The organism is Actinorectispora metalli, from assembly GCF_056323685.1.
In genome coordinates, this window is sequence record NZ_JBREYE010000001.1 from 3,194,779 (window position 1) to 3,220,629 (window position 25,851).

The following is a 25,851-nucleotide window of genomic DNA, read 5'->3' on the forward strand; positions in this document are numbered from 1 at the left end:
AACCTCCCAGCTCAACGTACGGGCGGGGAGGTCGGATCGGCTACGGCTCGCCGGGCTCGCCGCCCACCGGCTGGTCCCAGGCACACCCCGGCGTGGTGATCAGCTGCGCGACGGACGAGCTGGTGAGCTCCGTGGCGAGCACACCAGCGGGCAGCGGCAGCAGCCGGTGCGCCTTGCACAGTTGGGTCGGCAGGGCGGCGACCTCCTCACTCCGAATTGTCGTGTACGAGCGGTCGAACGTGACATGGATGATCGAGTCCAGCACGTTCGGCGAGATGATCGACGAGCTGAGCAGCCAGACGTCGGTCAGCGAGGACTGGTCGAAGGCGATGTGCAGCACGCCGGCGTCGCGGCCTTGTGGGGTGGTGAGCGTGAACCACCTGACCTCGCCGTTCGCGTCGATGCGGCCGAAGGTGCCGGTGCCATTGTCCTTGGTGCCCAGCAACGCCACCCACAGCCCGGTCGGCCCCGCTACGAGCCCCACCGGCGTGCGTCCCGCGCTCGCCGCGACGTCGATCTGCTCGGTCTTGCGGGCCTGGTGGTCGATGCGCATGATCTTGCTCGACTGGTCCTGGCTGACATAGAACTCGCCAGTCGCCGGGTGCCGGGCCACAAAGATCGGGTTCGCCTCGGCGGGGTAGAGGTGGAACCGGCTTGGTGTGGTGTGGTCGATGGCGAGCACCTGGTCGCTGCCCTTCAGACTCACCCACAGCAGGTCGCCGTACTCGCCGACGTAGTGCGGCCCCTTGCCACCGCCGGGCACGTCGATCGTGCGCAGCACCTTCGGCGGGGTGTTCAGCTCCGCCCCGGGATCGACCAACGCCAGCTTGTTGGCGCCCTCGAAGGTCACCCAGATCCGACCGGGGTAGCGCTGAGAGTTGGCCAGCCCGTGCAGCATCGAACCGGGCGGGCCGATCCGGAACGCCCGGCTGTCGGTGATACCTGCGTTCAGCCGCAGTTTGACCAGCGTGCTGGTGTCCATTTGCGACACCACGGCGATCGGTTTGCCGGGGAGTCGGATGATCTCGTGGGTCTGTTGTGCTTGCGCCAGTTCGAATTCGGTGACGTTGCGGGTGCATCGCACCGCTTGAGCTCGCGGGGCCGCCGCTGCCACCGAAGCACTGGACAACGCGGCGACCGCCGGTGCCGTGGCCGCGCCGAGCAACAGAGTGCGCCTGTCCATGATTCCTCCCCGTAGTCCCTGCCCAACATTGCGTGACGATCTTGGTCTGGCCAGGGGTCGGGAGCGGTGCCCCCTGATGGGGTGAACGCCAAGGTCGGCGGCGGCTTCCGGGGACCACCAGACTGGCGGTAAGCGATTGCCCGCTTGTCTGGTATGGCAGACAACATCGGGGCGATCGGGCTACTACGGGATGCGTCCGAGGGCTGGGATGTGGACATGGCTCAACCGGTTTCGCTGAATCTCCAGCCGCTCACCCGCGAGCAGGTGGTCGCGGTCGCCCGCGGCGGCTCGGCCGTCGAGATCGGCCCCGCGGCGTTGGGCGCGGTGGCGAAGGCACGGGCGCATATCGAGACGCTGGCGGTGGGTGAGAAGCCCACCTACGGAGTGTCCACCGGCTTCGGTGCGCTGGCGGTCCGCCACATCCCGGTGGAGCAGCGCAAGGAACTGCAACGCTCGATCATCCGCTCGCACGCCGCGGGCACCGGCCCCGAGGTCGAGCCGGAGGTGGTGCGCGCGCTGATGCTGCTGCGGCTGCGCACGCTGGCGGGCGGCAACACCGGGGTCCGCGCCGAGACGGTCCGCACGCTTGCCGCGATGCTCAACGCCGGTCTGCTGCCGGTGGTGCACGAGTACGGCTCGCTGGGCTGTTCCGGCGACCTCGCCCCGCTGTCCGCGGTGGCGCTGGCGCTGATGGGCGAGGGCATGGTCCGCGACTCCCTCGGCGAACTGCGGCCCGCCGCCTACGCCATGGCCAAGGCGGGCATCGAGCCGGTCGTGCTGGCCGAGAAGGAGGGGCTGGCGCTGATCAACGGCACCGACGGCATGCTGGGCATGCTGGTGCTCGCCGCCGCCGACCTGCGTGACCTGGTCGACCTCGCCGACCTCACCGCCGCCATGAGCGTGGAGGGGCTGCTCGGCACCGACCGGGCCTTCGCCGCGGACCTCCAGGCGCTGCGCCCGCACCCCGGCCAGGCGGAGTCGGCCGCCAGGATGACCGCGCTGCTGGCGGACTCGGAGATCGTGGCCAGCCACCGCGGTCCTCAGTGCAGCCGCGTCCAGGACGCCTACTCGCTGCGCTGCTCCCCGCAGGTGCACGGCGCGGTCCGGGACACCCTGGCGCATGCCGAGACGGTCGCCGACCGCGAACTGGCCTCGATGATCGACAACCCCGTGGTACTCGCCGACGGCCGGGTGGAGTCCAACGGCAACTTCCACGGCGCACCGGTCGGCTACGTGCTGGACTTCCTGGCCATCGCCGCCGCCGACCTGGCGGGCATCGCGGAGCGGCGGACCGACCGGATGCTCGACACCGCCCGCTCGCACGGGCTGCCCGCGTTCCTCGCGGCCGACCCCGGCGTTGACTCCGGCCACATGATCGCCCAGTACACGCAGGCGGCGCTGGTCTCCGAGCTGAAGCGGCTGGCGGTGCCCGCATCGGTGGACTCGATCCCAAGCTCGGCGATGCAGGAGGACCACGTCTCCATGGGCTGGTCCGCGGCGCGCAAGCTGCGCCGCTCGGTGGACGCGCTGCGCAGCGTGCTGGCCATCGAGTTGCTGACCGCCGCCCGCGCGCTCGACTTCCGCGCCCCGCTGCGCCCCGCCCCCGCCACCGGGGCCGCCGTCGCCGCGCTCCGCGAACACGTGGCCGGTCCGGGTCCGGACCGCCACTTGGCGCCGGAGATCGCCGCGGCCGAAGACATGATCCGATCCGGCGCCTTGCTGCGCGCCGTGCGACCACATCTGAACCTGGGAGGGAATCTGTGAGCAGTGCGCAGGCGCGGCCGGTACGGGCGGCGCGGGGAACGACGCTGACGGCGCGCAGCTGGGCCACCGAGGCCCCGCTGCGGATGCTGCACAACAACCTCGACCCTGAGGTGGCCGAGCGGCCGGACGACCTGGTGGTCTACGGCGGCACCGGCAAGGCGGTGCGGGACTGGGGCAGCTTCGACGCGATCACCCGCGAGCTCACCGACCTGCGCGAGGACGAGACGCTGCTGGTCCAATCCGGCAAACCGGTTGGCGTTCTGCGCACACATGAGTGGGCGCCGCGGGTGCTCATCGCCAACTCCAACCTGGTCGGCGACTGGGCGAACTGGCCGGAGTTCCGGCGTCTGGAACAGCTCGGGCTGACCATGTACGGCCAGATGACCGCGGGCTCCTGGATCTACATCGGCACCCAGGGCATCCTCCAGGGCACCTACGAGACCTTCGCAGCGGTCGCCGCGAAGCGCTTCGGCGGCACCCTGGCGGGCACCCTCACCCTCACCGCGGGCCTCGGCGGGATGGGCGGCGCGCAGCCGCTGGCGGTCACCATGAACGGCGGCGTCGCGCTCGTCGTGGAATGCGACCCGGCCCGCGCCCAGCGCAGGCTGGAGACCCGTTACCTGGACGAACTGGCCGAGGGCATCGACGACGCGATCGCCAGGGTGACCGCGGCGAAGCGGGAGCGCAAGGCGCTGTCGGTGGGGCTGATCGGCAACGCCGCCGAGGTGCTGCCCGAACTGCTGCGCCGCGGCGTCGAGGTCGACATCGTCACCGACCAGACCTCCGCCCACGACCCGCTGGCCTACCTCCCCAAGGGCATCGAACTGGACGACTGGCACGACTACGCGGCCAAGAAGCCCGACGAGTTCACCGACCGCTCCCGGGATTCGATGGCCGAGCACGTTGACGCCATGATCGGCTTCCTGGACGCCGGTGCCGAGGTGTTCGACTACGGGAACTCGCTGCGTGGCGAGGCCAAGCTGGGCGGCTGCGAACGGGCCTTCGACTTCCCCGGCTTCGTGCCCGCCTACATCCGGCCGCTGTTCTGCGAGGGCAAGGGCCCGTTCCGGTGGGCCGCCCTTTCGGGTGATCCTGCCGACATCGCGGCCACCGACCGGGCGATTCTCGAGCTGTTCCCGGAGAACGACTCGCTGGCCCGGTGGATCCGGATGGCGGGCGACCGGATCGCCTACCAAGGCCTGCCGTCCCGGATCTGCTGGCTCGGCTATGGCGAACGGCACCTGGCGGGTTTGCGCTTCAACGAGATGGTCGCCTCCGGTGAGCTGTCCGCGCCGGTCGTGATCGGCCGGGACCACCTGGACTGCGGCTCGGTGGCCTCGCCCTACCGCGAGACCGAGGCGATGGCCGACGGCTCTGACGCCATCGCGGACTGGCCGCTGCTGAACGCGCTGGTGAACACGGCCTCCGGCGCGACGTGGGTGTCCATTCACCACGGTGGCGGGGTCGGCATCGGACGGTCCATCCACGCCGGACAGGTCACCGTGGCCGACGGCACGGAACTGGCCGCGGCGAAGGTCGAGCGGGTGTTGACCAATGATCCGGCGATGGGTGTGCTTCGTCACGTCGATGCGGGGTACGAACGCGCATCGGAAATCGCCGCCGAGCGCAACGTTCGCATTCCGACCAGCGAAAACAACCGCGCGGAGAGGGCGAGATGACGTCCGTTTCGACGCTGATTACCGACATCGCGGATATTGGCGTTGACAAAAAACGTGGCGGTTACTCTCGGCATGCATTCGACGAGGCCGAACTGAGTTTGCGCACGTGGTTCACCGAACAGGCGCAACGGCGAGGCCTTTCAGTGGACACGGATCGCAACGGAAACATCTGGGCCTGGTGGGGTGAACCCGGTCCAAACGCCGTGGTTACGGGCAGTCATTTGGATTCCGTACCTGGTGGGGGCCCTTTTGACGGTCCCCTGGGAGTGATAAGCGCACTCACCGCTTTGGATGAGTTGCGAGCCAAGGGGTTCCGGACTCGCCGGCCGCTCGCATTAGTGGTATTCGTAGAAGAGGAGGGTGGCCGGTTCGGCGTGCCCTGCCTGGGATCCCGGTTGATGACGGGGTCCATGGCACCAGACGCAGTACGGCGGCTGCAGGGACCAGACGGGGTCAGCTTCGCGCAAGCGATGCGGGTTCTCCGTTTGGAGCCGGCGTACTTGGGCCGGGACGAGGAGGCGCTGCGAAGGATCGGCTGCTTCGTCGAGTTGCACGTGGAGCAGGGCCACGTTCTCGACATGGTAGGCAGTTCGGTTGGCTTCGCCTCCTCGATCCTGGCGCACGGGCGCTGGCGCTTCTCCTTCACCGGACAGGGCAACCACGCGGGTAGCACCGAGATGTCGGAGCGCCGCGATCCGATGCTGCCCGCCTCTCAGCTTGTGCTCGCCGCCCGCACCGCCGCGCGTCGCATCGACGGCGCCAGGGCCACCGTCGGCCGCATCCAGCCCACCCCTGGCGGCACGAACGTCATCGCCTCCAGCGTGGATGTCTGGCTGGACGCCAGGGCCGCCACCGACGCGGTGACCCGCTCGGTGGTCGCCGAGATCACCGCCGCCGCGCGGGAGGCGGCCGAGGCCGAGGGCTGCGGCCTCACCGTCGGCGAGGAGTCCTACGGCGACACCGTCCACTTCGACTCCGCGCTGCGCGACGAACTGGCCGCCATCCTGCCGGGCGCGCCCGCCATCCCCACCGGGGCGGGCCACGACGCGGGCATCCTCGCCGCGCACGTGCCGACCGCGATGCTGTTCGTGCGCAACCCCACCGGCATCAGCCACGCTCCCGAGGAGTACGCCGAGCCCGCCGACTGCGAGGCGGGCTCCAGCGCGCTGGCCCGCGTCCTTGAGCACCTGGCGGGCTGAGATGGCCTTCTGGTGCGAACAGGCCTGGCTGGACGGCGCCGTGCGACCAGGGGTGCTGGTGACAGTGGACGCGGCGGGCCGCATAGCCTCGACAACCGCAGGGGCCACCCCGCCCGCGGGCGCGCGCACCCTCCCCGGTGTGGTGCTGCCGGGCTTCGCCAACGCCCATTCGCATGCCTTCCACCGCGCGCTGCGCGGTCGTACCCACAGCGACGGCGGGACGTTCTGGACCTGGCGGCAGGCCATGTACCGGCTGGCCGAACGGCTCGACCCGTATGGCTACCACCGCCTGGCGCGGGCGGTCTACGCCGAGATGGCGGTCGCGGGCATCTCCTGCGTCGGCGAGTTCCACTACCTGCACCACGGCCCCGGCGGCGTGCCCTATGCCGACCCCAACGCGATGGGCGAGGCCCTCATCCAGGCCGCCGCGGACGCGGGCATCCGGATCACCCTGCTGGACACCCTGTACCTGCACGGTGGCCTGGACGGCACCGGCTACCGCCCGCTGGAGGGCCCGCAATCCCGCTTCGGTGACGGCACCGCGCAGGCGTGGGCGCGGCGGGTGGAGTCACTGCGCGGCAGGCCGCACGCGGTGATCGGGGCCGCGGTGCATTCGGTGCGTGCCGTCGACCCCGCTGCCATCGCCGTCCTGGCCGAGGCGAACGCGGGCAGGCCCACGCACGTGCACCTGTCCGAGCAGCCCGCGGAGAACGAGGCCTGCCAGGCCTTCCACGGACTCACCCCAACCGGCCTGCTGGCACAGGCGGGCGTGGTCGGAGCGGATCTGACGGCCGTGCACGCCACCCACCTGACCGCGGCGGACATCGGCATCCTCGGGTCGGCGGGCAGCGGGATCTGCATGTGCCCCACCACCGAGGCCGACCTCGCCGACGGGATCGGTCCGGCCAGGGAACTGGCCGACGGGGGCTGCCGGATCTCGCTGGGCAGCGATCAGCACGCGGTGGTGGACCCACTGGCCGAGGCGCGAGCACTGGAGCACGGCGAGCGCCTGCGCACCGGCCTTCGTGGCCGCTTCTCGCCCGCCGAGCTGATCACAGCGTCTACAGCGGACGGCCACGCCTGCCTGGGCTGGACGGCGGGCCGCATCGCCGTCGGCATGCCGTGCGACCTGGTATCCGTCCGCTTGGACACCGTCCGCACCGCCGGTGTGCTGCCCGAACAGGTGGCCCTCGCCGCAACGGCGTCCGATGTGGACACCGTCGTGGTGGACGGCAGGGTGGTCGCCGAGGGCGGCGAGCACTCCACCCTCGGCAACGTCGCCGCTCTGCTGGCCGAGGCTATTCAGGAGCTGACCACATGAGCGGCGAGGAACTGCTGACCAACAGTCTTCGGGAGCTGAACGCATGAGCCTGCTGATCACCGGTATCGGCGAGCTGACCACCAACGACGACGAACTGGGCAGGCTTTCCGACGCCGCCATCGTGCTCGACGGCGAGCGCGTGGCCTGGGTTGGCCCGGCAGGCCGGGCGCCCGCCGCGGACGAGCGGGTTGACGTGGAGGGCCGCGCGGTGCTGCCGGGCTGGGTGGACAGCCACACCCACCTGGTGTTCGGCGGCGACCGCACCGCCGAGTTCGAGGCCCGCATGGCAGGCGCGCCGTATGCCGCAGGCGGTATCGCTGTCACCGTCGAGGCCACCCGGGCCGCGGCCGACGACCAGCTTCGGGACAACCTGGGCCGCCACCTCGGCGAGGCGCTCGCCCAGGGCACCACCTGCGTTGAGACCAAAACCGGCTACGGCCTGACCACCGCCGACGAACGGCGGGCGGCGGTGCTGGCGGCCGAGCAAGCCGACGAGGTGACCTTCCTCGGCGCCCACCTCGTCCCGCCGGGTGCCGACGCGGACGACTACGTCCGTCTGGTCACCGGCGAGATGCTCGACGCCGTCGCCCCCTACGTGCGCTGGGCCGACGTGTTCTGCGAGCGCGGCGCCTTCGACGAGGACCAGTCCCGCGCCGTCCTCCAGGCCGCCGCCGCCAAGGGCCTCGGCCTTCGCGTGCACGGCAACCAGCTTGGCCCCGGCCCCGGCGTGCGGCTGGCCGTGGAACTCGGCGCCGCCAGCGTCGACCACTGCACCCACCTGGAACCCTCCGATGTGGACGCACTGGCGAACTCCGACACCGTCGCCACGCTGCTGCCCGCCTGTGACCTGTCCACCCGCCAGCCGCTGCCGCCCGCCCGCGAACTCCTCGACGCGGGTGCGACCGTCGCGCTGGCCTCCAATTGCAATCCCGGCTCCTCCTACACCACCTCCATGGCGTTCTGCGTGGCCACGGCCGTGCTGCAGATGCGGCTGAGCGTCGAGGAGGCCGTTCGCGCCGCGACCTGGGGTGGCGCCCGAGCCCTACGCCGCGACACCGGCGACGGCGCGGTCGGTGTGCTCCGGCCCGGTGCGCGGGCCGACGTCCACGTGCTGAACGCCCCGTCGGTCACCCACCTCGCCTACCGGCCCGGCGTCCCCCTCACCCGCGCCGTCTGGCACCTGGGTCAACGTGCGTGCTGAGCTGCCGCCCACGCCTGGGACACGACGTTCAAGGCTTCCTGCGCCGTCACCGTCAGCCGCGTCTGTGCGGCCAACTCGCTGCGCCACCGCTGCTCCGAGGGAGCATCGCGGCACAGCAGCTGGGCTGTCGGCGGTTTGCTCGAAAACCCGTGTCGGATGAACAACTCCACGGCTTTGTGGTCTATCGCGTTGGAGTTCGCCATCGACCACAGATCGAAGAGGTCTCTTGGCGCTCGCCGTCCAAGCCAGGCATCTGTTTTCCAGGCGGCGAATGCCGGCAAGGTGGGCACCAGGAGTTGCGCCCGATCGACATCCGAGTAGCGCTGGACGAGATCGGTGGGTTCCGCCGGCCAGTCCGCATAACCTTGGGAGCTCAGCAGCTGTATCCGTACGGTCGTTCCGCTCTCGTCGGTGATGATGGCGGTCTCGTTGTCGCGAACCTGTGTTAATGCCGGTGCCCAGCGGAGACGGGGATACTCCCTTCGCACCCCACGGATCAGCTGCGTCTCCAACAATGAGGCAACGTGACTGCGTTTGCCGATGGCCATCAGGTCGATATCCTCCGACAACCGCCCGTCGGGAAGGTAGCTGCGCGACAACGCCGTCCCGCCGAAGAACATGACCTGCTTCGATGCGTGCTTGCTCAGTGCTGCCAATAGATGAGAGATGAGATGGTCTCGTCGCACCTGCGCGACACCCACGCCGAACTGGGCAGCCACCTCGGATTCTTCGTCAGGACTGAGCATCACCGCTCCTGAAGAACACGGTGCAGAGTGGCTTGTTTGCGTTGTGCCGAAGCCAGCTCATGCAAGAGCGCGTCATCCGCCCTGGGAAGAAGGGCATGGATGGCATGCTGTGCTTCCTCGGGCACGCCGCCTAGATCAGGTCGGGCCGCCAAATCCAGGATCGTCTGTTCGATCGTGGTGACATAGCCCTGCCCGAGTTCATGGTCATGCCGTTCCACATCGAGGCGGCCGATATCGCGTCGGACAAAGTGGACGACCGCTTCGCGGTCCACCAGCCGAATAGTGCGCCTGTGTCGGCGAGCGGCTACGGCGGCAACCGCCAGAGCGCGGGGAATCGCTCCATGGACGCGCGCGGCGCTGATGCCCATCAACGCGACTGATCGCGCTCCTTCATCGGCTGCCGCGATCGCGAGCGCTGCCCATTCCAGTTCGGGTTGCCAGTGCCTGCCCACATGCTGCTCGGGGATGGCGGTGTAGTACCCGGTGGCGAGCCGCCGGAGAGCCCCCCCGGCGACGAGCCGGGCGAATTCGGGGCGAGGATGGGGGTAGATGTCTTCGGCATCTTGGGGACGGAACACCCGCATCGGTCTCTTGAGCAGCGTCGGGGGCACTCTGGGGGGAATGTGGGGCATGAGTGGCACCTCCGTAGGTTCTAAGCCTACACCTGTGCCAGTCATGCACTAGTTGACAGAGTGTCTACTATGACATTGTGTCTCATAAGGTGGTGACCGACGCCACAGAGTTGGCGATGTTCCGGGAGTTGCAGCAGCTTGCCTACGAGGGGGCGCAGGCGGTGGCCGCGACGCTGGAAGCCGGTGTGACGGAGAAGGAAGCGGCGCGGCGGCTGCGGGAGTGGCTGACCGCTCGTGGAGTCCAGGACTGGTTCCACACGCCGTTCGCCTGGTTCGGGGACCGGACCGCGTTCCGCGGGTTCCGCACCCCGCTGCAGTTCTTCCCGAGCGACCGCGCGCTGACCGAGGGGATGCCCTACATCCTGGACTGCGCGCCGGTCCGCGAGGGCTACGTCGCCGATATCGGCTACGCGGGCTGCCTCGGCGAGAACCGCATCTTCGACAAGCTCATGACCGATCTCCGGGAGTACCGCGAGCTCATCCTGGAGCGGGTGCGCGCGGGCCGCACGCTGATGGAGATCTACCACGACGTTGACGCGTTGATCACCCGGCACGGCTACCACAACCGGCACCGGGTCTACCCGGGCCGGGTGATCGCACACCAGGTCGGCAAGGTGACCTCCCGGCTGCCCAAGTTCATCGTGGGGGGCTTCGGCATCCGCTCGCTACAGACCCTGTTCGGCGACCTGCTGGTCGAGCGCATGCACCACCGCTCCCCGCTGTGGGCCAACGGGAAGATCTCCAACCACCCCGCCACCCCGGGGATGTGGGCGGTGGAGCCGCATATCGGTTTCGAGGACGTCGGCGTGAAGTTCGAGGAGATCCTGGTGGTCACCGAGGACACCGCGTTCTGGCTTGACGACGATCTGCCGCATGTGCGGCGCTGGCAGAAGGGCCCGGCATGACGGCACAGGACGCACGCGGCCGCAGGCTGCGGATGGACGACGGAGTGGAACTCGCGGTCGTGGAATGGGGTGACCCGACCGCGCCGACGATCGTCTGCGTGCACGGCTACCCCGACAACAAGAGCATGTGGGACGGCGTCGTGGCGCGGCTGCGCGGGCGTTTCCACGTGGTGACCTACGACGTGCGCGGCGCGGGCGAGTCCAGCAGGCCCCAGCAGCGTTCGGCCTACCTGCTGGACCGGCTGGCCGCCGACCTCAAGGCCGTGATGGACGCGGTCAGCCCGGAACGGCCGGTGCACCTGCTGGCCCACGACTGGGGTTCCATCCAGACCTGGCACGCGGTCACCGAACCGGCCTACCGCGACCGGATCGCCTCCTACACCTCGATCTCCGGGCCGTCACTGGACTACGCGGGCGCCTGGCTGCGGGACAAGCTGCGCGCAGGCTCACTGGGCAAGTTCCTGGCACAGGCCACCTCCAGCCTCTACATCGGCTTCTTCCACCTGCCCTGGCTGCCCGAGACGGGCTGGCGCACCGGCGCCCTGCAACGGGTGTTCCGGCTGCTCGCGGCAGGCGCCGAGAGCGGGGAACTGGTCGATCCGCATCCGGTGGACGCGGTGCCCGGCCTTGAGCTGTACCGGGCGAACATGCTGCCCAGACTGCTGCGCCCGCAACCGCGCGCCACCGACGTCCCCGTCCAGGTGCTCGCCCCGACCAGGGATCGCTTCGTCGGTGTCGCCATGCAGACCGAAATCGGAAAATGGGCCTCCGACCTGCGGGTCCGCCGGATCGCGGCGGGCCACTGGCTGCCGCGCAGCCGCCCCGACATCGTGGCCGACGCGGTCACCGAGCACATCGACCTGTTGGCAGGAGCTCCGGAATCGCGGCGAATGCGCCGCGCCAGGGTCACCGCGACGCCGCAACCCCCGTTCGCGCACCAACTCGCGGTGATCACCGGCGGCGGCAGCGGGATCGGTCGCGCCACGGCGCTGGAGTTCGCCAGGCAGGGCGCCGACGTGGTGGTCGCCGATATCGACGAGGCCGCCGCGGGTCGGACCGCGGAACTGGCCGAACTGCTGGGCGTCCACGCGAGCGCGCACGTTGTGAACGTGGCCGACGAGAAGGCCATGGCCGAGTTCGCCGACACCGTGTGCGAGCGGTTCGGGGTGCCGGACGTGGTGGTCAACAACGCGGGCATCGGCATGGCGGGCCCGCTGCTGTCGACGTCCACCGCGGACTGGGAGCGGGTCATCGACGTCAACCTGTGGGGCGTGATCCACGGCTCGCGGTTCTTCGCCGAGCGGATGGTCGCCCAGGCCGACGGCGGGCACATCGTCAACATCGCCTCCGCCGCCGCCTACCTGTACTCCAAGACGCTGCCCGCCTACGCCACCACCAAGTCGGCGGTGCTCACGCTGACCCAGTGCCTGCGGGCCGAACTGGCCGAGCACGGCATCGGCGTGACCGCCATCTGCCCCGGCATCGTCAACACCAACATCACCAGGACGACCACCTTCGTCGGACTGGATGACGCCGAGGCCGCGCGCAGGCAGACCGCCACCGCGAAGCTCTACGGGCGGCGCAACTACACCCCGGAACGCACCGCCAAAGCCATCCTCAAGGCCGTGCGCGGCAACAAGCCCGTCGCCCCGGTCACCCCGGAGGCGCACGCCGGGCTGCTGCTGTCCCGGCTCACCCCCGGCCTGCTGCGCACCGCGGCCCGCTACGACCTCACCCCGTCCTGAAAGGCCAACCGCCGTGAGCGACAACCGGATCGAGGAGCCGGACAACCTGGTGCTCGAGGCACGCGATGTGTCCTTCGACTGGTCGAACCTGCCGCTGCACTGGATTCCCGGCGACCCGCAGACCACGCACACCCTCAACATGCTGCATCTGCTGCTGCCAGAGGGAGAGCGCTGGTTCGTCAAGGTGTTCCACGAGGCGCTGCCGCTGATCAAGGACGACAAGCTGCGCGCCGATGTGCTGGGCTTCGCGGGCCAGGAGGCCATGCACGCCGAGTCCCACCAAGGCGCCCAGGACCACCTGCGCGTCCAGGGTCTCGACCCGACGCCCTACGTCGAGCAGGTGGAGTGGCTGTTCCAGCGGGTGCTCGGAGACCGCGACCTGCCTGCCGAACAACGGCAGGAGTGGCTGATCGAGCGGCTGGCCGTGGTGGCGGCCGTCGAGCACATCACCGCCGTGTTGGGCCAGTGGGTGCTGGACGCCAAGGCACTGGACGCGGCCGGGGCCGACCCGACCATGCTGGACCTGATGCGCTGGCATGGCGCCGAGGAGGTCGAGCACCGCGCCGTGGCATTCGACGTGTACCAGCACGTCGACGGGCGGTACTGGCGGCGGGTGCGGGCGATGTTCGTCGTGGCGCCGATGTTGCTGCTGTGGTGGTCCCGCGGCGTGCGGTTCCTGATGGCCGCCGACCCGATCCTCGGCGGCATCGTCACATCGCGGTGGCGGAACGTGTTCCGGGCGGGCCGGATGGGACGGCTGCCCAAGCTCGTCCCGCTGCTGCGGGTGCTGCTGAAGTACTTCAAGCCTTCCTACCACCCCAGCCAGGACGGCTCCACCGAGCAGGCCGTCGCCTACCTGGCGGGCTCTCCCGCGGCCAGGACGGCGCAGCGGTGACCCAGGACGTTCCCCGCTCGCTGTTCGGCGGCGCCCGCGAGGACCGGTTCCTGCGGGTGCTGCGGGCCGTGTCGGGCGGCTACGAGTTCCTGGCCAAGCGCAGCGGCCGCACCCGGCCGCCGGTGAGCGCCGTGGATCGCGACATCCCGGTGCGGCTGGTGGCCGTCACCCCGGAGGCGGAGGACGTGGTGAGTCTGCGGCTGGCCTCCCGCGACGGCCGCCCGCTGCCGCGCTGGCAGCCCGGCCACCACCTCGACCTGCTGCTGCCCTCCGGCAGGGTGCGCCAGTACTCGCTGTGCGGCGACCCTGCGGAGTCCGGCTACCGGATCGCGGTGCGGCGCATCCCCGGCGGTGACGGCTCCGCCGAGGTGCACGCGCTGAACCGAGGGACCGATCTCGTCATCCGCGGTCCGCGCAACGCGTTCCCCTTCGTGCGGGCGCCGCGCTACCTGTTCCTGGCGGGCGGCATCGGCATCACGCCGATCCTGCCCATGGTCAAGGCCGCCGTCAGGGCGGGTCTGGACTGGCAGTTGGTCTACGCCGGACGCTCCCGGACGACGATGCCCTTCCTCGGCGAACTCGCGGCGCTGGACGCGAGCCGGGTGTTCATCCGCCCGGACGACGAGTTCGGCGGACCGCCCGACGCGGCGAAGCTGACCTTGGACGCCCGTCCCGGCACCTCGGTGTACTGCTGCGGTCCGGCGCCCATGATCGCCGGGGTGCGGCGGGAAGTGGACAGCCGCAGCCCGTTCTACTCCGAACGCTTCAGCCCGCCGCCTATTGTGGACGGCGAGCCCTTCGAGGTCGTGCTCGCCCGCAGCGGCACAACCCTGCGGGTGCCCGCCGACCGCTCCGCGCTGGAGGTCATCCGGGCGGAGTTGCCGGACATCGGTTACTCCTGCAGGCAGGGATTCTGCGGAACCTGCCGGGTGCGGACGGTTGGCGATCACGCCAACCCGGAGGGCATGCTGATCTGCGTGACCAGGCCCGAGGGCCGGGTCGTGCTGGACCTGTGACCGGGCGAGGGGACATGACGGAGATCTCCGACCTCGCCGTCCCCGAGGCTGCACGCAAGCCGCGGCGGATGGCGCCGGGGAAGCGGCGGGAGGACCTCATCGCCAACGCCCTGGAGCTGTTCAGCACCCGCCAGCCCGAGCTGGTGACCGTCGACGACGTGGTGGCGGCCGCCGATGTGTCCAGGGCGCTGTTCTACCGGCACTTCGGCAGCATCCGTGAGCTGCACGTCGCCGCGCTGCGCACCGCCGTGGACGAGCTGATCCCGCGGCTGCGCAGGCCCGTCGAGGGCAGTCTGCTCGAGCAGCTTCGGTACGCGGTGGGCGTGTTCCTGGACTTCGCGGAGGAACACGCCAAGGGCTACATCGCGCTGCTGCGCAACGGTTCGGTGGTGGCGACCTCGGAGACCGACTCGCTCATCGACGAGGTGCGCGAGGTCGCCATGGAGGAGATCCTCCGGCGGGCCGGTGTCACCGAGCTGACCCCGTACATCCGGCTCACCCTGCGCTGCTGGATCGCGGTGGTCGAGGGCACCCTGCTGATCTGGTTGCAGGAGCGCAACCTGCCGCGGGAGGAGCTGGTCGGCTGGCTGATCGACCAACTGCTCGGCATGGGCGCGGCGACCACCACGCGGGATCCCGCGGCCGCCGCGCTGTACGAGAAGATCACCGCTGAACTGTGATCAAGCCGATTCCGGGACTGCCCCATTCGGCTGACGGCGGCACTGGATAATCCCTCCCAGACGTCACATCATCGGCAGAACAGGTGGGGGAAATGACACAGCCGGGGCCGCCGGATCAACCATGGCCGAACCAGGGTCAAGGCCAGCCTTATCCGGGGCAGCCCGGCTACCCGCAGCAGGGCTACCCGCAGGGACAGCCCGGCTTCCCGCCGCCGCCCGGAACCGGCCCGCAACCGGGGTATCCCGGTCAGCAGCCCGGCTTTCCCGGCGCGCAGCCGGGCTACGGGCAACCGCCCGGATACCCAGGACAGCCCGGCTACCCGGGCTACCCCGGCGGACAGCCGCCCAAGAAGGGCAACAAGGCGGTGCTGTTCACCCTGCTGGGCTGCGGTGGCCTCGTGCTGCTGCTCATCATCGCCGGGGTGGTCTACGCCTTCAACAGCGCGGGCGAGAAGAAGGACTCCTCCACCGCGGCGCCCGTCACCAGCACCTCCGCGCCCAAGAAGTCCGGTGACTTCAAGGAGGGCGGCTGCGTGGCGCCCGACCCGAAGCGGCCGCCGGACGGCTACGAGCCCAAGGACTGCTCGGACAGCGCCGCCACCGTGAAGATCCTCAAGATGACCGACGCCCAGATCATGACCGAGCCGGAATGCCCGGCGGGCACCGACATCATCATCACCGTGACCCGCACCTTCGGCGGGTCCAGCTCCTCGGCGGGCCTGCCCGACGCCACCGTCTGCGGGCGCAACATCTCCGGCGACCACCCCGGCGACCTCGGCATGGGCGGTGGCCAGCTACTGGCGGGCGACTGCGTCACCACCGCGGGCGGCAAGATCAACGAGGCACCCTGCGCCACACCGGGGACGGTGAAGGTCACCGGCCTCACCAAGGACAAGGCGTCCTGCCCGCCGGGCACCACCGAGCCGATCGAGCTGATGCTCAGCATCGGCCGCCGCTACACGGTGATCTGCACGGCGCCGCAATAAATACGTGCATTGAATCGGCCCGTCGAAATTGTGATTGATTCGGCGGGCCGATTTCTTTCATTTCGCACCCTCGCCGAACCCGCAGGCCCAATAATTCCCTGGCCAGCCAACACGATCCGGTAGGTGCAGAGATGACGCAGTCGGGACCACCCAACCAGCCATGGCCGAATCAGGGTGGGCCGCAGGGGGTTCCGCCGCACCCGCAGCAGCCCGGCTTTCCGCCGCCTCCCGGGTTTCCGCCTCCCGGCCAACAGCAGCAGGTTCCGCCCGGCTTCCCGCCTCCCGCAGGTCCGCCCGGCTACCCGCCGGGTTTCCCGCCGCCACCGGGCGGATTCGGGCCGCCGCCCAAGAAGTCCAAGGGCGCGTTGATCGGCATCCTGGCAGGGGTCGTCGGGTTGGCCCTGGTCATCGGCCTGCTCGCGATCACGGGTTCGGGCGGGGACAAGAAGAGCGACCCCACGGCAGGCGGCCCCACCACAGGGGCGAGTTCGGCCGCGAACGTGACCGTGCGGGACTTCGAGGTCGGCGGATGCGTCGCCGCCGACCCTTCGAGCGGTCCGGACAGCTACCAGGCCGTGGAATGCTCCGAGTCGCGGGCCATCGCGAAGGTCACCAGGATCTCGGCGCTGCCGCCCACGATGGACAGCGACGACACGGACTGCCCGCAGGACTCCGACCTGATCCTGTTCTACGAGGAGGTCCGGACCCGCTTCGGCACCACTACCTCGAGCAAGCCCACCGCGACGATGTGCGCCCGCAACCTGTCCGGCGAGCACCCCGGCGATCTGGGCAAGGGCGGCGGCATGACCCTGGTCGGCGACTGCTTTGTCGAGGGTCAGGGCGAGGTGGCCTGCGGCACGCCGGGCGCTGGCAAGATCGTCGCGTTGCCGATGACAGGGGAGGAGTGCGGGCCGGAGACGACCACGTTCACCCTCCAGAAGCCCGCACGCCGATTCGGGGCCATCTGCGTCGCACCGGCCTGATCGAACGCGAACCGGCGGTGCGAGCCTCCTTTCGGAGCACCGCCGGTCTGCCGGATAATCCCCCGGACGCGTGAACGCCGCGACGAGGTAGGTGGGATTTGACGCAGCCTGGACCGCCGGATCAACACTGGTCGACCCCGGGCGGCCCGCCGGAAGCCCCACCGCCGCCCGTGTTGTCCGGGTTGGCCTACGCCCCGCAGGCCCCGCCGCCGAAGCGGCCCAACCAGACGCTGATCGGCATGATCGCGGGCGTGCTCGGGCTGCTGGTGATCATCGGCCTGCTCGGCTGGGCCATCCTCGGCGGCGACCGGAACCCCTCCACCGAGACCCGGGACTGGGCGGCGGGGGAATGCGCCCAGCGCGACACCAAGCGCACCGAGCCGGGCCAGTGGTACGAGCCGGTGCCGTGCAGCGACACCGACGCGCTGGCCAAGGTGGTCAAGCTGACCGATCCGCCGCCGTCGGGACAGGACGTCGGCCACGACATCGACTGCCCCGAGAACACCGACGTCGTGGTGGTGGTGAGCAAGACCTTCGGCCGCGACAGCACAGCGGCGGGACTGCCGTCGTCGGCCGCCTGCATGGTCAACCTCGGCGCCGACCACCCAGGCGACCCCGGGATGGGCGGCGGCCTGCTGCGTGCCGGTGACTGCCTGGCGCTGACCGCCACCAGCTACCGCGAGGAGAAGTGCGCCACCCCCGGCACCCGCAAGGTGCTGGCGCTGGCCAAGACCAAGTCCGATTGCGCGGCAGGCACCGAGCCGGTGCAGCTTTCCGCGCCCAACAAGCGCTATGGGGCGCTCTGCCTGGCCCCGACCTGACCCACTCGCCTGCCTGATCGGGTTCCGAACAACCCACTCGCGAGGGGCTATTCGTCCTCGTCGGAGTCGTCGCGGGCGAGGTAGGTGGCGAAGCGCTCGATGGCGACCTCGAAGTCGGGGTTGTCGTCGACGAAGGCACGCATCTTGTCGGCCAGCCAGGCCAGCTTCACGTCCTCGTCGCCGCGTCGCTCCTCAAGCTCCTCGATGCCCCGATCGGTGAAGTACATCCAGCGGACTCCTAGCAGCTCAACCTCAGTGGCCGGAGCAGCCTAACCACCCGCCGCCCGCCCGAGACGACGAAGGTGGCCTTCCCGACAGGGGAGGCCACCTTCGGTTCGCCATCGGGCGTCGGCTAGCCGATCGCCTTGGAGATGATCTCCTTCTGCTCCACGTCGTGCACGGCCTTCAGACCGGAGGACGGCGCGGCCATCGGGCGGCGGGAGATGCGGCGCAGGCCGCTGAGCCGGTCGGGGAGAAGCTCGGGCAGCGCGAGGCCGAAGAACGGCCAGGCGCCCTGGTTGGCGGGCTCCTCCTGCACCCAGAACACCTCATCGGCGTTCGGGTACTTCTCCAGCGCGGCCTTCAGCTTCTTGGTCGGCACCGGGTACAGCTGCTCGACGCGCACGATCGCCACGTCCTTGCGGCCCGCTTCCTCGCGAGCCGCGTGCAGTTCGTAGGAGATCTTGCCGCTGCACAGCAGCACCCGCTTGACCGCGGCGGCGTCCTTCACCGTCGGGTCGTCCAGCACCGACCAGAACTTGCTGCCCGCGGTGAAGTCCGACACGGGGCTGGTCGCCGCCCGCAGCCGCAGCAGCTGCTTGGGGGTGAACACCACCAGCGGCCGGTTCACGCCGTCCAGCGCGTGACGGCGCAGCAGGTGGAAGTAGTTCGCCGGGGTGGATGGCACCGCGACGGTCATCGAGCCCTCGGCGCACAGTTGCAGGAACCGCTCGATGCGGCCCGAGGTGTGGTCGGGGCCCTGACCCTCGTGGCCGTGCGGCAGCAGCATCACCACGTCGCTGCGCTGGCCCCACTTGGCCTCGCCGGAGGAGATGAACTCGTCGATCACCGGCTGCGCGCCGTTGACGAAGTCACCGAACTGCGCCTCCCACAGCACCAGCGAACCGGGGCTGGCCACCGAGTAGCCGTACTCGAAGCCGAGCGCGGCGAACTCCGACAGTGCCGAGTCGTAGACCATGAAGCGGCCCTGCTCCTCGGACAGGTTCTGCAGCGGCGTGTACTCCTGGCCGGTCTTGCGGTCGATCAGCACCGCGTGCCGCTGCACGAACGTGCCGCGGCGGGAGTCCTGTCCGGCCAGCCGGACCAGCCTGCCCTCCTTGCACAGCGAGCCGAAGGCCAGCAGCTCGGCGAAGGCCCAGTCGATACCGCCGTCGCGGGCCATCTTGGCGCGGCGCTCCAGCACCGGCTTGACCCTGGGGTGCGGCTGGAAGCCCTCGGGCAGGTTGACGTGCGCGTCGGCGATCAGCTCCAGCGTCTCGTTGCTGATCGCGGTGTCCAGTTGCAGCGGGATCTGCTGCTCGGACTCCACCGAAGGGCTGGGCGCCGCGGTGTGCTTCTCCAGCTCGCGCACCTCGTTGAAGACGTGCTCCAGCTGGCTGGCGTAGTCGCGCAGCGCGTTCTCGGCCTCTTCGACGGACATGTCGCCGCGGCCGATCAGCGATTCGGTGTAGGTCTTGCGGACCGAGCGCTTGGTGTCGATGACCTCGTACATCGCGGGCTGGGTCATCGAGGGGTCGTCGCCCTCGTTGTGACCGCGCCTGCGGTAGCAGATCATGTCGATCACGACGTCCTTGCCGAACTTGCGGCGGTAGTCCATCGCCAGCTTGGCCACCCAGAAGCAGGCCTCGGGGTCGTCGCCGTTGACGTGGAAGACCGGCGCGCCGATCATCTTCGCCACGTCGGTGCAGTACTCGCTGGAGCGGCTGTGCTGCGGCGCGGTGGTGAAGCCCACCTGGTTGTTGATCACCACGTGCACGGTGCCGCCGGTGCGGTAGCCGCGCAGCAGCGCCAGGTTCAGCGTCTCGGCGACCACACCCTGGCCCGCGAAGGCCGCGTCGCCGTGCAGCAGCACCGGGACGACGGTGAAGCCCTCCTGGCCCTTGTTCAGGATGTCCTGCTTGGCCCGCACGATGCCTTCCAGCACCGGGTCGACGGCCTCCAGGTGGGAGGGGTTCGCGGTCAGCGAGACCCGCACCTCGCCGTCGCCGAACATGCGGAAGTACTTGCCCTCCGCGCCGAGGTGGTACTTCACGTCGCCGGAGCCGTGCGCCTGGCCGGGGTCCAGGTTGCCCTCGAACTCGCGGAAGATCTGCGAGATCGGCTTGCCGACCACGTTGGCCAGCACGTTCAGCCTGCCGCGGTGCGGCATGCCGATGACGACCTCGTCCAACTCCTGCTCGGCGGCCTTGTCCAGCACCGCGTCCAGCAGCGGGATGACGGTCTCGCCGCCCTCCAGCGAGAACCGCTTCTGCCCGACGTACTTGGTCTGCAGGAACGTCTCGAAGGCCTCGGCGGCGTTGAGCTTGGACAGGATGTACTTCTGCTCGCTCGGGTCGGGGTTGGTGTGCGGCACCTCGACCCGCTCCTGCAGCCACGCGCGCTCGTCGGGCTCCAGGATGTGCATGTACTCCACGCCGACGGTGCGGCAGTAGGAGTCCCGCAGCACGCCGAGCACATCGCGCAGCTTCATCCGCTCCTTGCCCGCGAAGCCGCCGACGGCGAACTCGCGGTCCAGGTCCCACAGCGTCAGGCCGTGGCTGAGGACGTCAAGGTCGGGGTGCTTGCGCTGGCGGTAGTTCAGCGGGTCGGTGTCGGCCATCAGGTGGCCGCGGGTGCGGAAGGCGTCGATGAGCTCCAGCACGCGGGCGGTCTTGTCGACGGCGCCCTCTGGGATGTCCTGTACCCAGCGGATCGGCTCGTACGGGATCCGCAGCGAGGTGAAGATGTCGTCGTAGAAGCCGTCCTCGCCCAGCAGCAACTGGTGGATGCGCTTGAGGAACTCGCCAGACTCGGCGCCCTGGATGATGCGGTGGTCGTAGGTCGAGGTGAGCGTGATGATCTTCGAGACGCCCATCTCGACCAGCGCCTTCTCGCTGGTGCCCTGGAACGGCGCCGGATACTCCATGGCGCCGACGCCGACGATGCAGCCCTGACCCGCCTGCAGCCGCGGCACCGAGTGGTTGGTGCCGATCGTGCCGGGGTTGGTCAGCGAGATCGTGGTGCCCGCGAAGTCGTCCGCGGTCAGCGCGTTGTTGCGCGCCTTGCGGATGACCTCCTCGTAGGCCTGCCAGAACTGGGAGAACGACATGTTCTCGCAGCCCTTGATCGAGGCCACCACCAGCGAGCGCTGGCCGTCCTTGCCCTTCATGTCGATGGCGAGGCCGAAGTTCACGTGCTCCGGGGTCGCGACCCCGGGCTTGCCGTTGACCTCGGCGAAGTGCCGGTTCATGTTGGGGTAGGCGTGCAGCGCCTTGATCACGGCGTAGCCGATGATGTGCGTGAAGCTGATCTTGCCACCGCGGGTTCGCTTCAACCTGTTGTTGATCACGATCCGGTTGTCGGCGAGCAGCTTGGCGGGCACGGCCCGCACGCTCGTCGCGGTCGGCACGGTCAGTGACTGCTGCATGTTCTTGGCGATCGCCGCGGCGGCACCCCGCAGTGGCTTGCTCTCCGCGTCGGCCTGCGCCGGCTTCACCGGGGCGACGCTGGGAGAGGAAGCCGGGCTCGGCTTGCCCGTGGGTGCCGTCAGCGTCGGCTTCGCCGGGCTGCGCACATCGGCGGCGGCCGTCTTGGGCGCCGCGCCGTTGACCTCGGTGGTGGTGGTGCTGGTGTTCGCGGCGGTGCTGGTTCCGCCACCGGTGCCTGCTGCCGCGGTGCCGCCGTTGGGGGTAGCGCGGGTGCTCGGCTTGTAGTCGGCGAAGAAGTCATGCCACGCCGAATCCACGGACGAGGGGTCGTTGAGGAACTGCTCGTACATTTCCTCGACTAGCCACTCATTAGGGCCGAACTGTGACGCAGGACTACTGCTGGACACGGCTCGTGCTCGCCTCGATCCATCTGCTAGGAGTTCTCATACCGCTTACTAAGGCTAGCCCTCCAGGCAGCGCACTCGTTACACAGTGGGTGGACCGCAAGGAGTAATGCGTCACAGCAACCGTCAGGGTTCGCCTGCGGAGGGCGCCGTGCCCGCGACATATGCCGGTTGGACCGTCTGGGTCAGCCCGCTTTCGGCTTCCATCGACCCCGCCCGCCACAGCTTCGCATAGAACCCGTCGGAGGCAACCAACTCTCGGTGGGTGCCTTGTTCGACGATGCGCCCGCCGTCCAGCACGATGATCCGGTCGGCCCTGGCCGCGGTGCCGAGCCGGTGCGCAACGACGATCGTGGTCCTGGCCCTGGCCAGCCGATCACTGGCCGCCAGCACGTCGGCCTCGGTGGCCGGGTCGAGCGCCGCGGTGGCCTCGTCGAGCAGCAGCAGATCAGGGGAGACCAACTCCGCGCGGGCCAGCGCGACCAGTTGTCGCTGACCCGCGGACAGGCCCTGCCCGCGTTCGCCGACGGGCTGCCGGAAGCCCTTCGGCAGCTTGGCGATCATGCTCAGCGCGCCGACCGACCGAGCGGCCCGCTCGATGTCGGCGGGGCTGGCGTCCTGGTCGCCGTAGGCGATGTTGTAGGCCACGTCCCCGGTGAACAGGTGCGCCTCCTGCGGGACGACGCCGAGCCTGCGCCGGTAGGCCGACAACGTGTAGTCGCGGATGTCCACCCCGTCCACCAGCACGGCGCCGCCGGTCGCGTCGTAGAACCGCGCGAGCAGTTTGACCAGCGTGGACTTGCCCGCGCCGGTCGCGCCGACCAGTGCGACGGTCTCGCCCGGCGCGATCCTCAGCGTCACGCCGGTCAGCGCGGGACGCCTCGTGCCCGCGTAGCTGAACTCCACCTCGCGCAGTTCGATCTCGCCCCGCAGCCGTGACGGAACATCCACCGGAGTGTCCGCTGGGCGAACGGAGGACGGAGTGCGCAGCAGCGAGCCGATGCGGTGCAGGCCCACCTTGGCCTGCTGGTAGCCGTCGAACACCGAGGACAGCTGCTGGATCGGCGAGAAGAACAGCCCGAGGTAGAGCAGGAACGCCAGCAGCACACCGGGGGTGAGTTCACCGGCGACCAGTCGGTGCGCGCCGACGGTCAGCACCGCGGCCGAGGCCAGCCCGGACAGCAGCAGCGTGAACGGGAAGTAGGTGGCGACGTAGCGCTGCGCCCGCAGCCGCGAGTTGCGGTAGGCGCTGCTGCGCTCGGAGAAGGCCCGCGCGGAATGCTCCTCGCGGCCAAGCGACTGCGACACCCGCAGACCGCTGACGTTCTCCTGGAGATCGGCGTTGACCGCGCTGACCCGCTCCCGCGCCTCCGCGTAGGCCTGGCTGGACAGCTTGGAGAACTTCCAGGTGGCCAGCACCAGGATCGGCAGCACCGCCATCGCCACCAGCGACAGCGTGAGGTCGGTGAGCAGCAGCGCCACCGCGATGCCCACCACGGTCAGCACACTGACCACCGCGGTGACCATGCCGGTTTGCAGGAACGTCGACAGCGCGTCCACGTCGGTGGTCATCCGGGTCATGATCCGACCGGCCATCTCGCGCTCGTAGTAGTCCAGGCCCAGCCGTTGCAGGTGCGCGTAGCTGCGCATCCGCAGCAGGTACAGCACGGTCTCTCCGGCGCGGGAGGTGATCACGGTGTGTGTGGTCAGTGCGAGGAAGCAGACCGCCACCACGACCGCGCCGATCACCACGGCCGTGCCGAGCGAACCCGTGTCGCCGGTCAGCACGCCCTGGTCGACGCCGTGCCGGATCAGGGTGGGCACCAGCAGCGAACCCACCGCCTCCACTGCCACCAGCACCGCGGCCCCGCCGAGCAGCCACCGCACCGGCCGCAGCAGCCTGGCCAGCCGGAAGTCCGGATCGGGCGCGGTCGGGTCCAGTGCACCCACATCGGGCTTCTCGGTGGCGGGCGGCAGCTTCCGCACACCCTCCAGCAGCTCCTCCGTCGGCGGCATATCGCCGATCATGGAGCCGACCGGGCCGCCACCGCGCCCCCGTCCGGTGGGCCCCTGGGGCCTGGTCCGCTGGTATGCGCCGCCCTCGGCCATGGGCGAGGCGTCCTCTTCGGCGGGCCACAGCTCGGGTGTGGTGCCGGTGCGCGCGGTCTGCAAGGCGCGCGGTGCGGACTCCTCCGAGGGTTCCTCGATGGCCTCGCCCGGACCGGCCAGCAGCGCCCGGAACAGCGAACAGCGCTCGCGCAGTTCGGCCTCGGTGCCGACGTCGACCACCCCGCCGCCGTCCAGCACCGCGATCCGGTCGGCGAGGCTCAGCGTGGAGCGGCGGTGCGCGATGAGGATCGTGGTGCGCTCCGCGGTGACCTGCCGCAGGGTGGCGTGGATGGCCGCCTCGGTCGCGGTGTCCACCGCCGAGGTCGCGTCGTCCATCACCAGCACCCGCGGGTTGGACAGCAGCGCCCTGGCCAGCGCCACCCGCTGCCGCTGCCCGCCCGACAGCGTCAGACCCCGCTCGCCGACCACCGTGTCGTAGCCATCGGGCAGCGCGGCGATGAACTCGTGCGCCTCCGCGGCCCGCGCGGCGGCCTCGATCTCGGCTTCGTTCGCGTCCGGCCGCCCGTAGGCGATGTTGGATCTGATGCTGTCGGAGAATAGGAACGCCTCCTCGAACACCACGCCGACGGCCTTGCGCAGGGCCGCGATCCGGAGTTCGCGGATATCGGTGCCGCCGATGCGGATGGCGCCGGAGTGCACGTCGTAGAAACGCGGCAGCAATAGCGAGACGGTGGACTTGCCCGAGCCCGCGGTGCCGACCAGTGCGAGCGTCTCGCCCGGCGCCACCGACAGGCTCACCCCGTCCAGCACCGGCTCGCTGCGGGTGTAGCCGAAGCTCACCGAGTCCAGCTCCACCGCCAGCGGCGAATCGGGCAGGTCGACGGCTCGCGGGGTCTCCTTGACCTCGGGCTGGGAGTCGATCAGCTCGTACACCCGCTCCACGCCCGCCCGCGCCAGCTGACCGGTGATCATCAGGCTGCCCAGGATGCGCGAAGGGCCGACCAGCCCGGCGATGTAGGTGGCGAAGGCGAGGAAGGTGCCGAGGGTGAGTTCGCCCCGCAGCGCCAGCAGGCCGCCAACGGCCAGCACGGCGACTTGCCCGGCGGCGGGCAGCGACGTCATGGTGGCGGTGGGCCGGGCGGCCAGCCTTGCGGTGCGCATGCGTTCGGCGAACAGTCGCCGCGCCGCCTGGCTCAGCCTCCCGACCTCGCGCTCCTCTTGGCCGAAGCCCTTCACCACGCGCACTCCGGTGACGGTCTCCTCGACCTGCTGGGCGATGTCGGCGGCCCGCTGCTGGGCCGACCAGGTGGCCGGGAAGAGCCGCCGTTTGCCGATCACGGAGACCGTCCAGACCGCGGGCAGCACCACCAGCGCCACCAGGGTGAGCAGCGGGGAGAGCCAGAGCATCGCCGCGACGGCGGCGAGGGCGAACACCGCGGTGCCGATCGCGAAGGGCACCATCGACAGCAGGCTCTGCACCAACTGGAGGTCGGTGATGGCGCGGGAGACGATCTGCCCGGTGCGCATCGTGTCCTGCTTGCCGCCGTCCAGCCGCTGCACCGAGCCGAAGACGGCATTGCGCAGGTCGTGCTGGACGTCCAGGGACAGCCGCCCGCCGAGATAGCGGCGCAGGAACGCCGTGCCGAAGGCCAGCAGCTCCAGCGCGATCAACGCCCCGACCAGCCAGGGCAGCCGCTCGGTGCTGCCCGCGACCGCGTCATCGACCGTTCTGGCCACCAGCAGCGGGCCGACGGCCTGGACTCCGACACCCAGCACGGAGGCGGCCACCGAGGTGACGGTGACGCCGGGATGTTTCCAACAAGCCCCCGCGAGGCGCCTTATCCAGCCGATATCGGGTCTGTCAGCAGGGATGGCGGTACTTCTGTCATCTGTTCTGCTGTCCGGCACCTCTCCAGACTAGGACGAGGTGCCGACACTCGTCGGATGTCTGGCTAATCACTGCTTTGGAGACCG

The 25,851-nt window shown here is 70.0% G+C and carries 19 protein-coding genes; 13 read left to right on the forward strand and 6 right to left on the reverse strand.

Going from position 1 to position 25,851, the window contains the following annotated elements:
- Positions 1-40 precede the first annotated feature (40 nt).
- Entirely contained in the window at positions 41-1,183 is a 1,143-nt protein-coding gene (locus ACU6XJ_RS15010; RefSeq protein ID WP_476311318.1) for an NHL repeat-containing protein, read from the reverse strand.
- Positions 1,184-1,399: 216 nt separating this feature from the next.
- Between ACU6XJ_RS15010 and hutH the strand changes: the two genes are divergently transcribed.
- Genes hutH through hutI form a run of 5 tightly spaced genes read left to right on the forward strand, consistent with a single transcriptional unit; the run spans position 1,400 to position 8,347 of the window.
- The gene (hutH, locus tag ACU6XJ_RS15015) at positions 1,400-2,947 is read left to right on the forward strand and encodes a histidine ammonia-lyase (RefSeq protein ID WP_476314027.1); all 1,548 of its coding nucleotides are present in this window, start codon (positions 1,400-1,402) and stop codon (positions 2,945-2,947) included.
- The gene (gene hutU, locus ACU6XJ_RS15020) at positions 2,944-4,626 is read left to right on the forward strand and encodes a urocanate hydratase (protein WP_476311321.1); all 1,683 of its coding nucleotides are present in this window, start codon (positions 2,944-2,946) and stop codon (positions 4,624-4,626) included. Before hutH ends, hutU begins: the two co-directional genes overlap by 4 nt.
- Complete coding sequence (locus tag ACU6XJ_RS15025) at positions 4,623-5,825, forward strand: allantoate amidohydrolase (protein ID WP_476311324.1); 1,203 nt, start codon at positions 4,623-4,625, stop codon at positions 5,823-5,825. The genes hutU and ACU6XJ_RS15025 overlap by 4 nt, the downstream gene beginning before the upstream one ends.
- 1 nt (position 5,826) lies before the next feature.
- On the forward strand, positions 5,827-7,146 hold the full coding sequence (locus tag ACU6XJ_RS15030) for a formimidoylglutamate deiminase (RefSeq protein ID WP_476314029.1): 1,320 nt from the start codon (positions 5,827-5,829) through the stop codon (positions 7,144-7,146).
- A gap of 43 nt (positions 7,147-7,189) precedes the next feature.
- Positions 7,190-8,347 (forward strand): imidazolonepropionase, encoded by a 1,158-nt coding sequence (hutI, locus tag ACU6XJ_RS15035; protein ID WP_476311325.1) that lies wholly within the window; start codon positions 7,190-7,192, stop codon positions 8,345-8,347.
- Here hutI and ACU6XJ_RS15040 read toward each other — a convergent pair.
- Positions 8,332-9,093, reverse strand: a complete 762-nt coding sequence (locus ACU6XJ_RS15040) for a nucleotidyl transferase AbiEii/AbiGii toxin family protein (RefSeq protein WP_476311327.1) — start codon at positions 9,091-9,093, stop codon at positions 8,332-8,334. The two genes, hutI and ACU6XJ_RS15040, sit on opposite strands and share 16 nt — an antisense overlap.
- Entirely contained in the window at positions 9,093-9,704 is a 612-nt protein-coding gene (locus ACU6XJ_RS15045; protein ID WP_476311330.1) for a hypothetical protein, read from the reverse strand. The genes ACU6XJ_RS15040 and ACU6XJ_RS15045 overlap by 1 nt, the downstream gene beginning before the upstream one ends.
- 113 nt (positions 9,705-9,817) lie before the next feature.
- Between ACU6XJ_RS15045 and ACU6XJ_RS15050 the strand changes: the two genes are divergently transcribed.
- From ACU6XJ_RS15050 to ACU6XJ_RS15085, 8 genes are all read left to right on the forward strand, one after another.
- Entirely contained in the window at positions 9,818-10,630 is an 813-nt protein-coding gene (locus tag ACU6XJ_RS15050) for a M24 family metallopeptidase (protein WP_476311332.1), read from the forward strand.
- Positions 10,627-12,375, forward strand: a complete 1,749-nt coding sequence (locus ACU6XJ_RS15055) for an SDR family oxidoreductase (RefSeq protein ID WP_476311334.1) — start codon at positions 10,627-10,629, stop codon at positions 12,373-12,375. The genes ACU6XJ_RS15050 and ACU6XJ_RS15055 overlap by 4 nt, the downstream gene beginning before the upstream one ends.
- A gap of 13 nt (positions 12,376-12,388) precedes the next feature.
- Positions 12,389-13,270, forward strand: coding sequence for a metal-dependent hydrolase (locus tag ACU6XJ_RS15060; protein WP_476311337.1), 882 nt, complete (start codon positions 12,389-12,391; stop codon positions 13,268-13,270).
- Positions 13,267-14,286 (forward strand): PDR/VanB family oxidoreductase, encoded by a 1,020-nt coding sequence (locus ACU6XJ_RS15065; protein WP_476311340.1) that lies wholly within the window; start codon positions 13,267-13,269, stop codon positions 14,284-14,286. Before ACU6XJ_RS15060 ends, ACU6XJ_RS15065 begins: the two co-directional genes overlap by 4 nt.
- 14 nt (positions 14,287-14,300) lie before the next feature.
- Positions 14,301-14,966 (forward strand): TetR/AcrR family transcriptional regulator, encoded by a 666-nt coding sequence (locus tag ACU6XJ_RS15070; RefSeq protein WP_476311343.1) that lies wholly within the window; start codon positions 14,301-14,303, stop codon positions 14,964-14,966.
- Positions 14,967-15,058: 92 nt separating this feature from the next.
- Positions 15,059-15,952 carry a hypothetical protein gene (locus ACU6XJ_RS15075; protein WP_476311346.1) on the forward strand — a complete coding sequence of 298 codons (894 nt, stop codon included), beginning with the start codon at positions 15,059-15,061 and terminating at the stop codon, positions 15,950-15,952.
- Positions 15,953-16,083: 131 nt separating this feature from the next.
- On the forward strand, positions 16,084-16,935 hold the full coding sequence (locus ACU6XJ_RS15080; RefSeq protein WP_476311349.1) for a hypothetical protein: 852 nt from the start codon (positions 16,084-16,086) through the stop codon (positions 16,933-16,935).
- Between the two features lie 98 nt (positions 16,936-17,033).
- On the forward strand, positions 17,034-17,756 hold the full coding sequence (locus ACU6XJ_RS15085) for a hypothetical protein (RefSeq protein ID WP_476311351.1): 723 nt from the start codon (positions 17,034-17,036) through the stop codon (positions 17,754-17,756).
- Between the two features lie 47 nt (positions 17,757-17,803).
- On the opposite strand, the gene ACU6XJ_RS15090 is transcribed toward ACU6XJ_RS15085, so the two are convergent.
- From ACU6XJ_RS15090 to ACU6XJ_RS15100, 3 genes are all read right to left on the reverse strand, one after another.
- Positions 17,804-17,983, reverse strand: coding sequence for a DUF6104 family protein (locus ACU6XJ_RS15090; RefSeq protein ID WP_476311352.1), 180 nt, complete (start codon positions 17,981-17,983; stop codon positions 17,804-17,806).
- A gap of 125 nt (positions 17,984-18,108) precedes the next feature.
- Entirely contained in the window at positions 18,109-21,810 is a 3,702-nt protein-coding gene (locus ACU6XJ_RS15095) for a multifunctional oxoglutarate decarboxylase/oxoglutarate dehydrogenase thiamine pyrophosphate-binding subunit/dihydrolipoyllysine-residue succinyltransferase subunit (RefSeq protein ID WP_476311354.1), read from the reverse strand.
- 123 nt (positions 21,811-21,933) lie between these two features.
- Positions 21,934-25,749, reverse strand: coding sequence for an ABC transporter ATP-binding protein (locus tag ACU6XJ_RS15100; protein WP_476314031.1), 3,816 nt, complete (start codon positions 25,747-25,749; stop codon positions 21,934-21,936).
- Between the last annotated feature and the right edge of the window lie 102 nt (positions 25,750-25,851).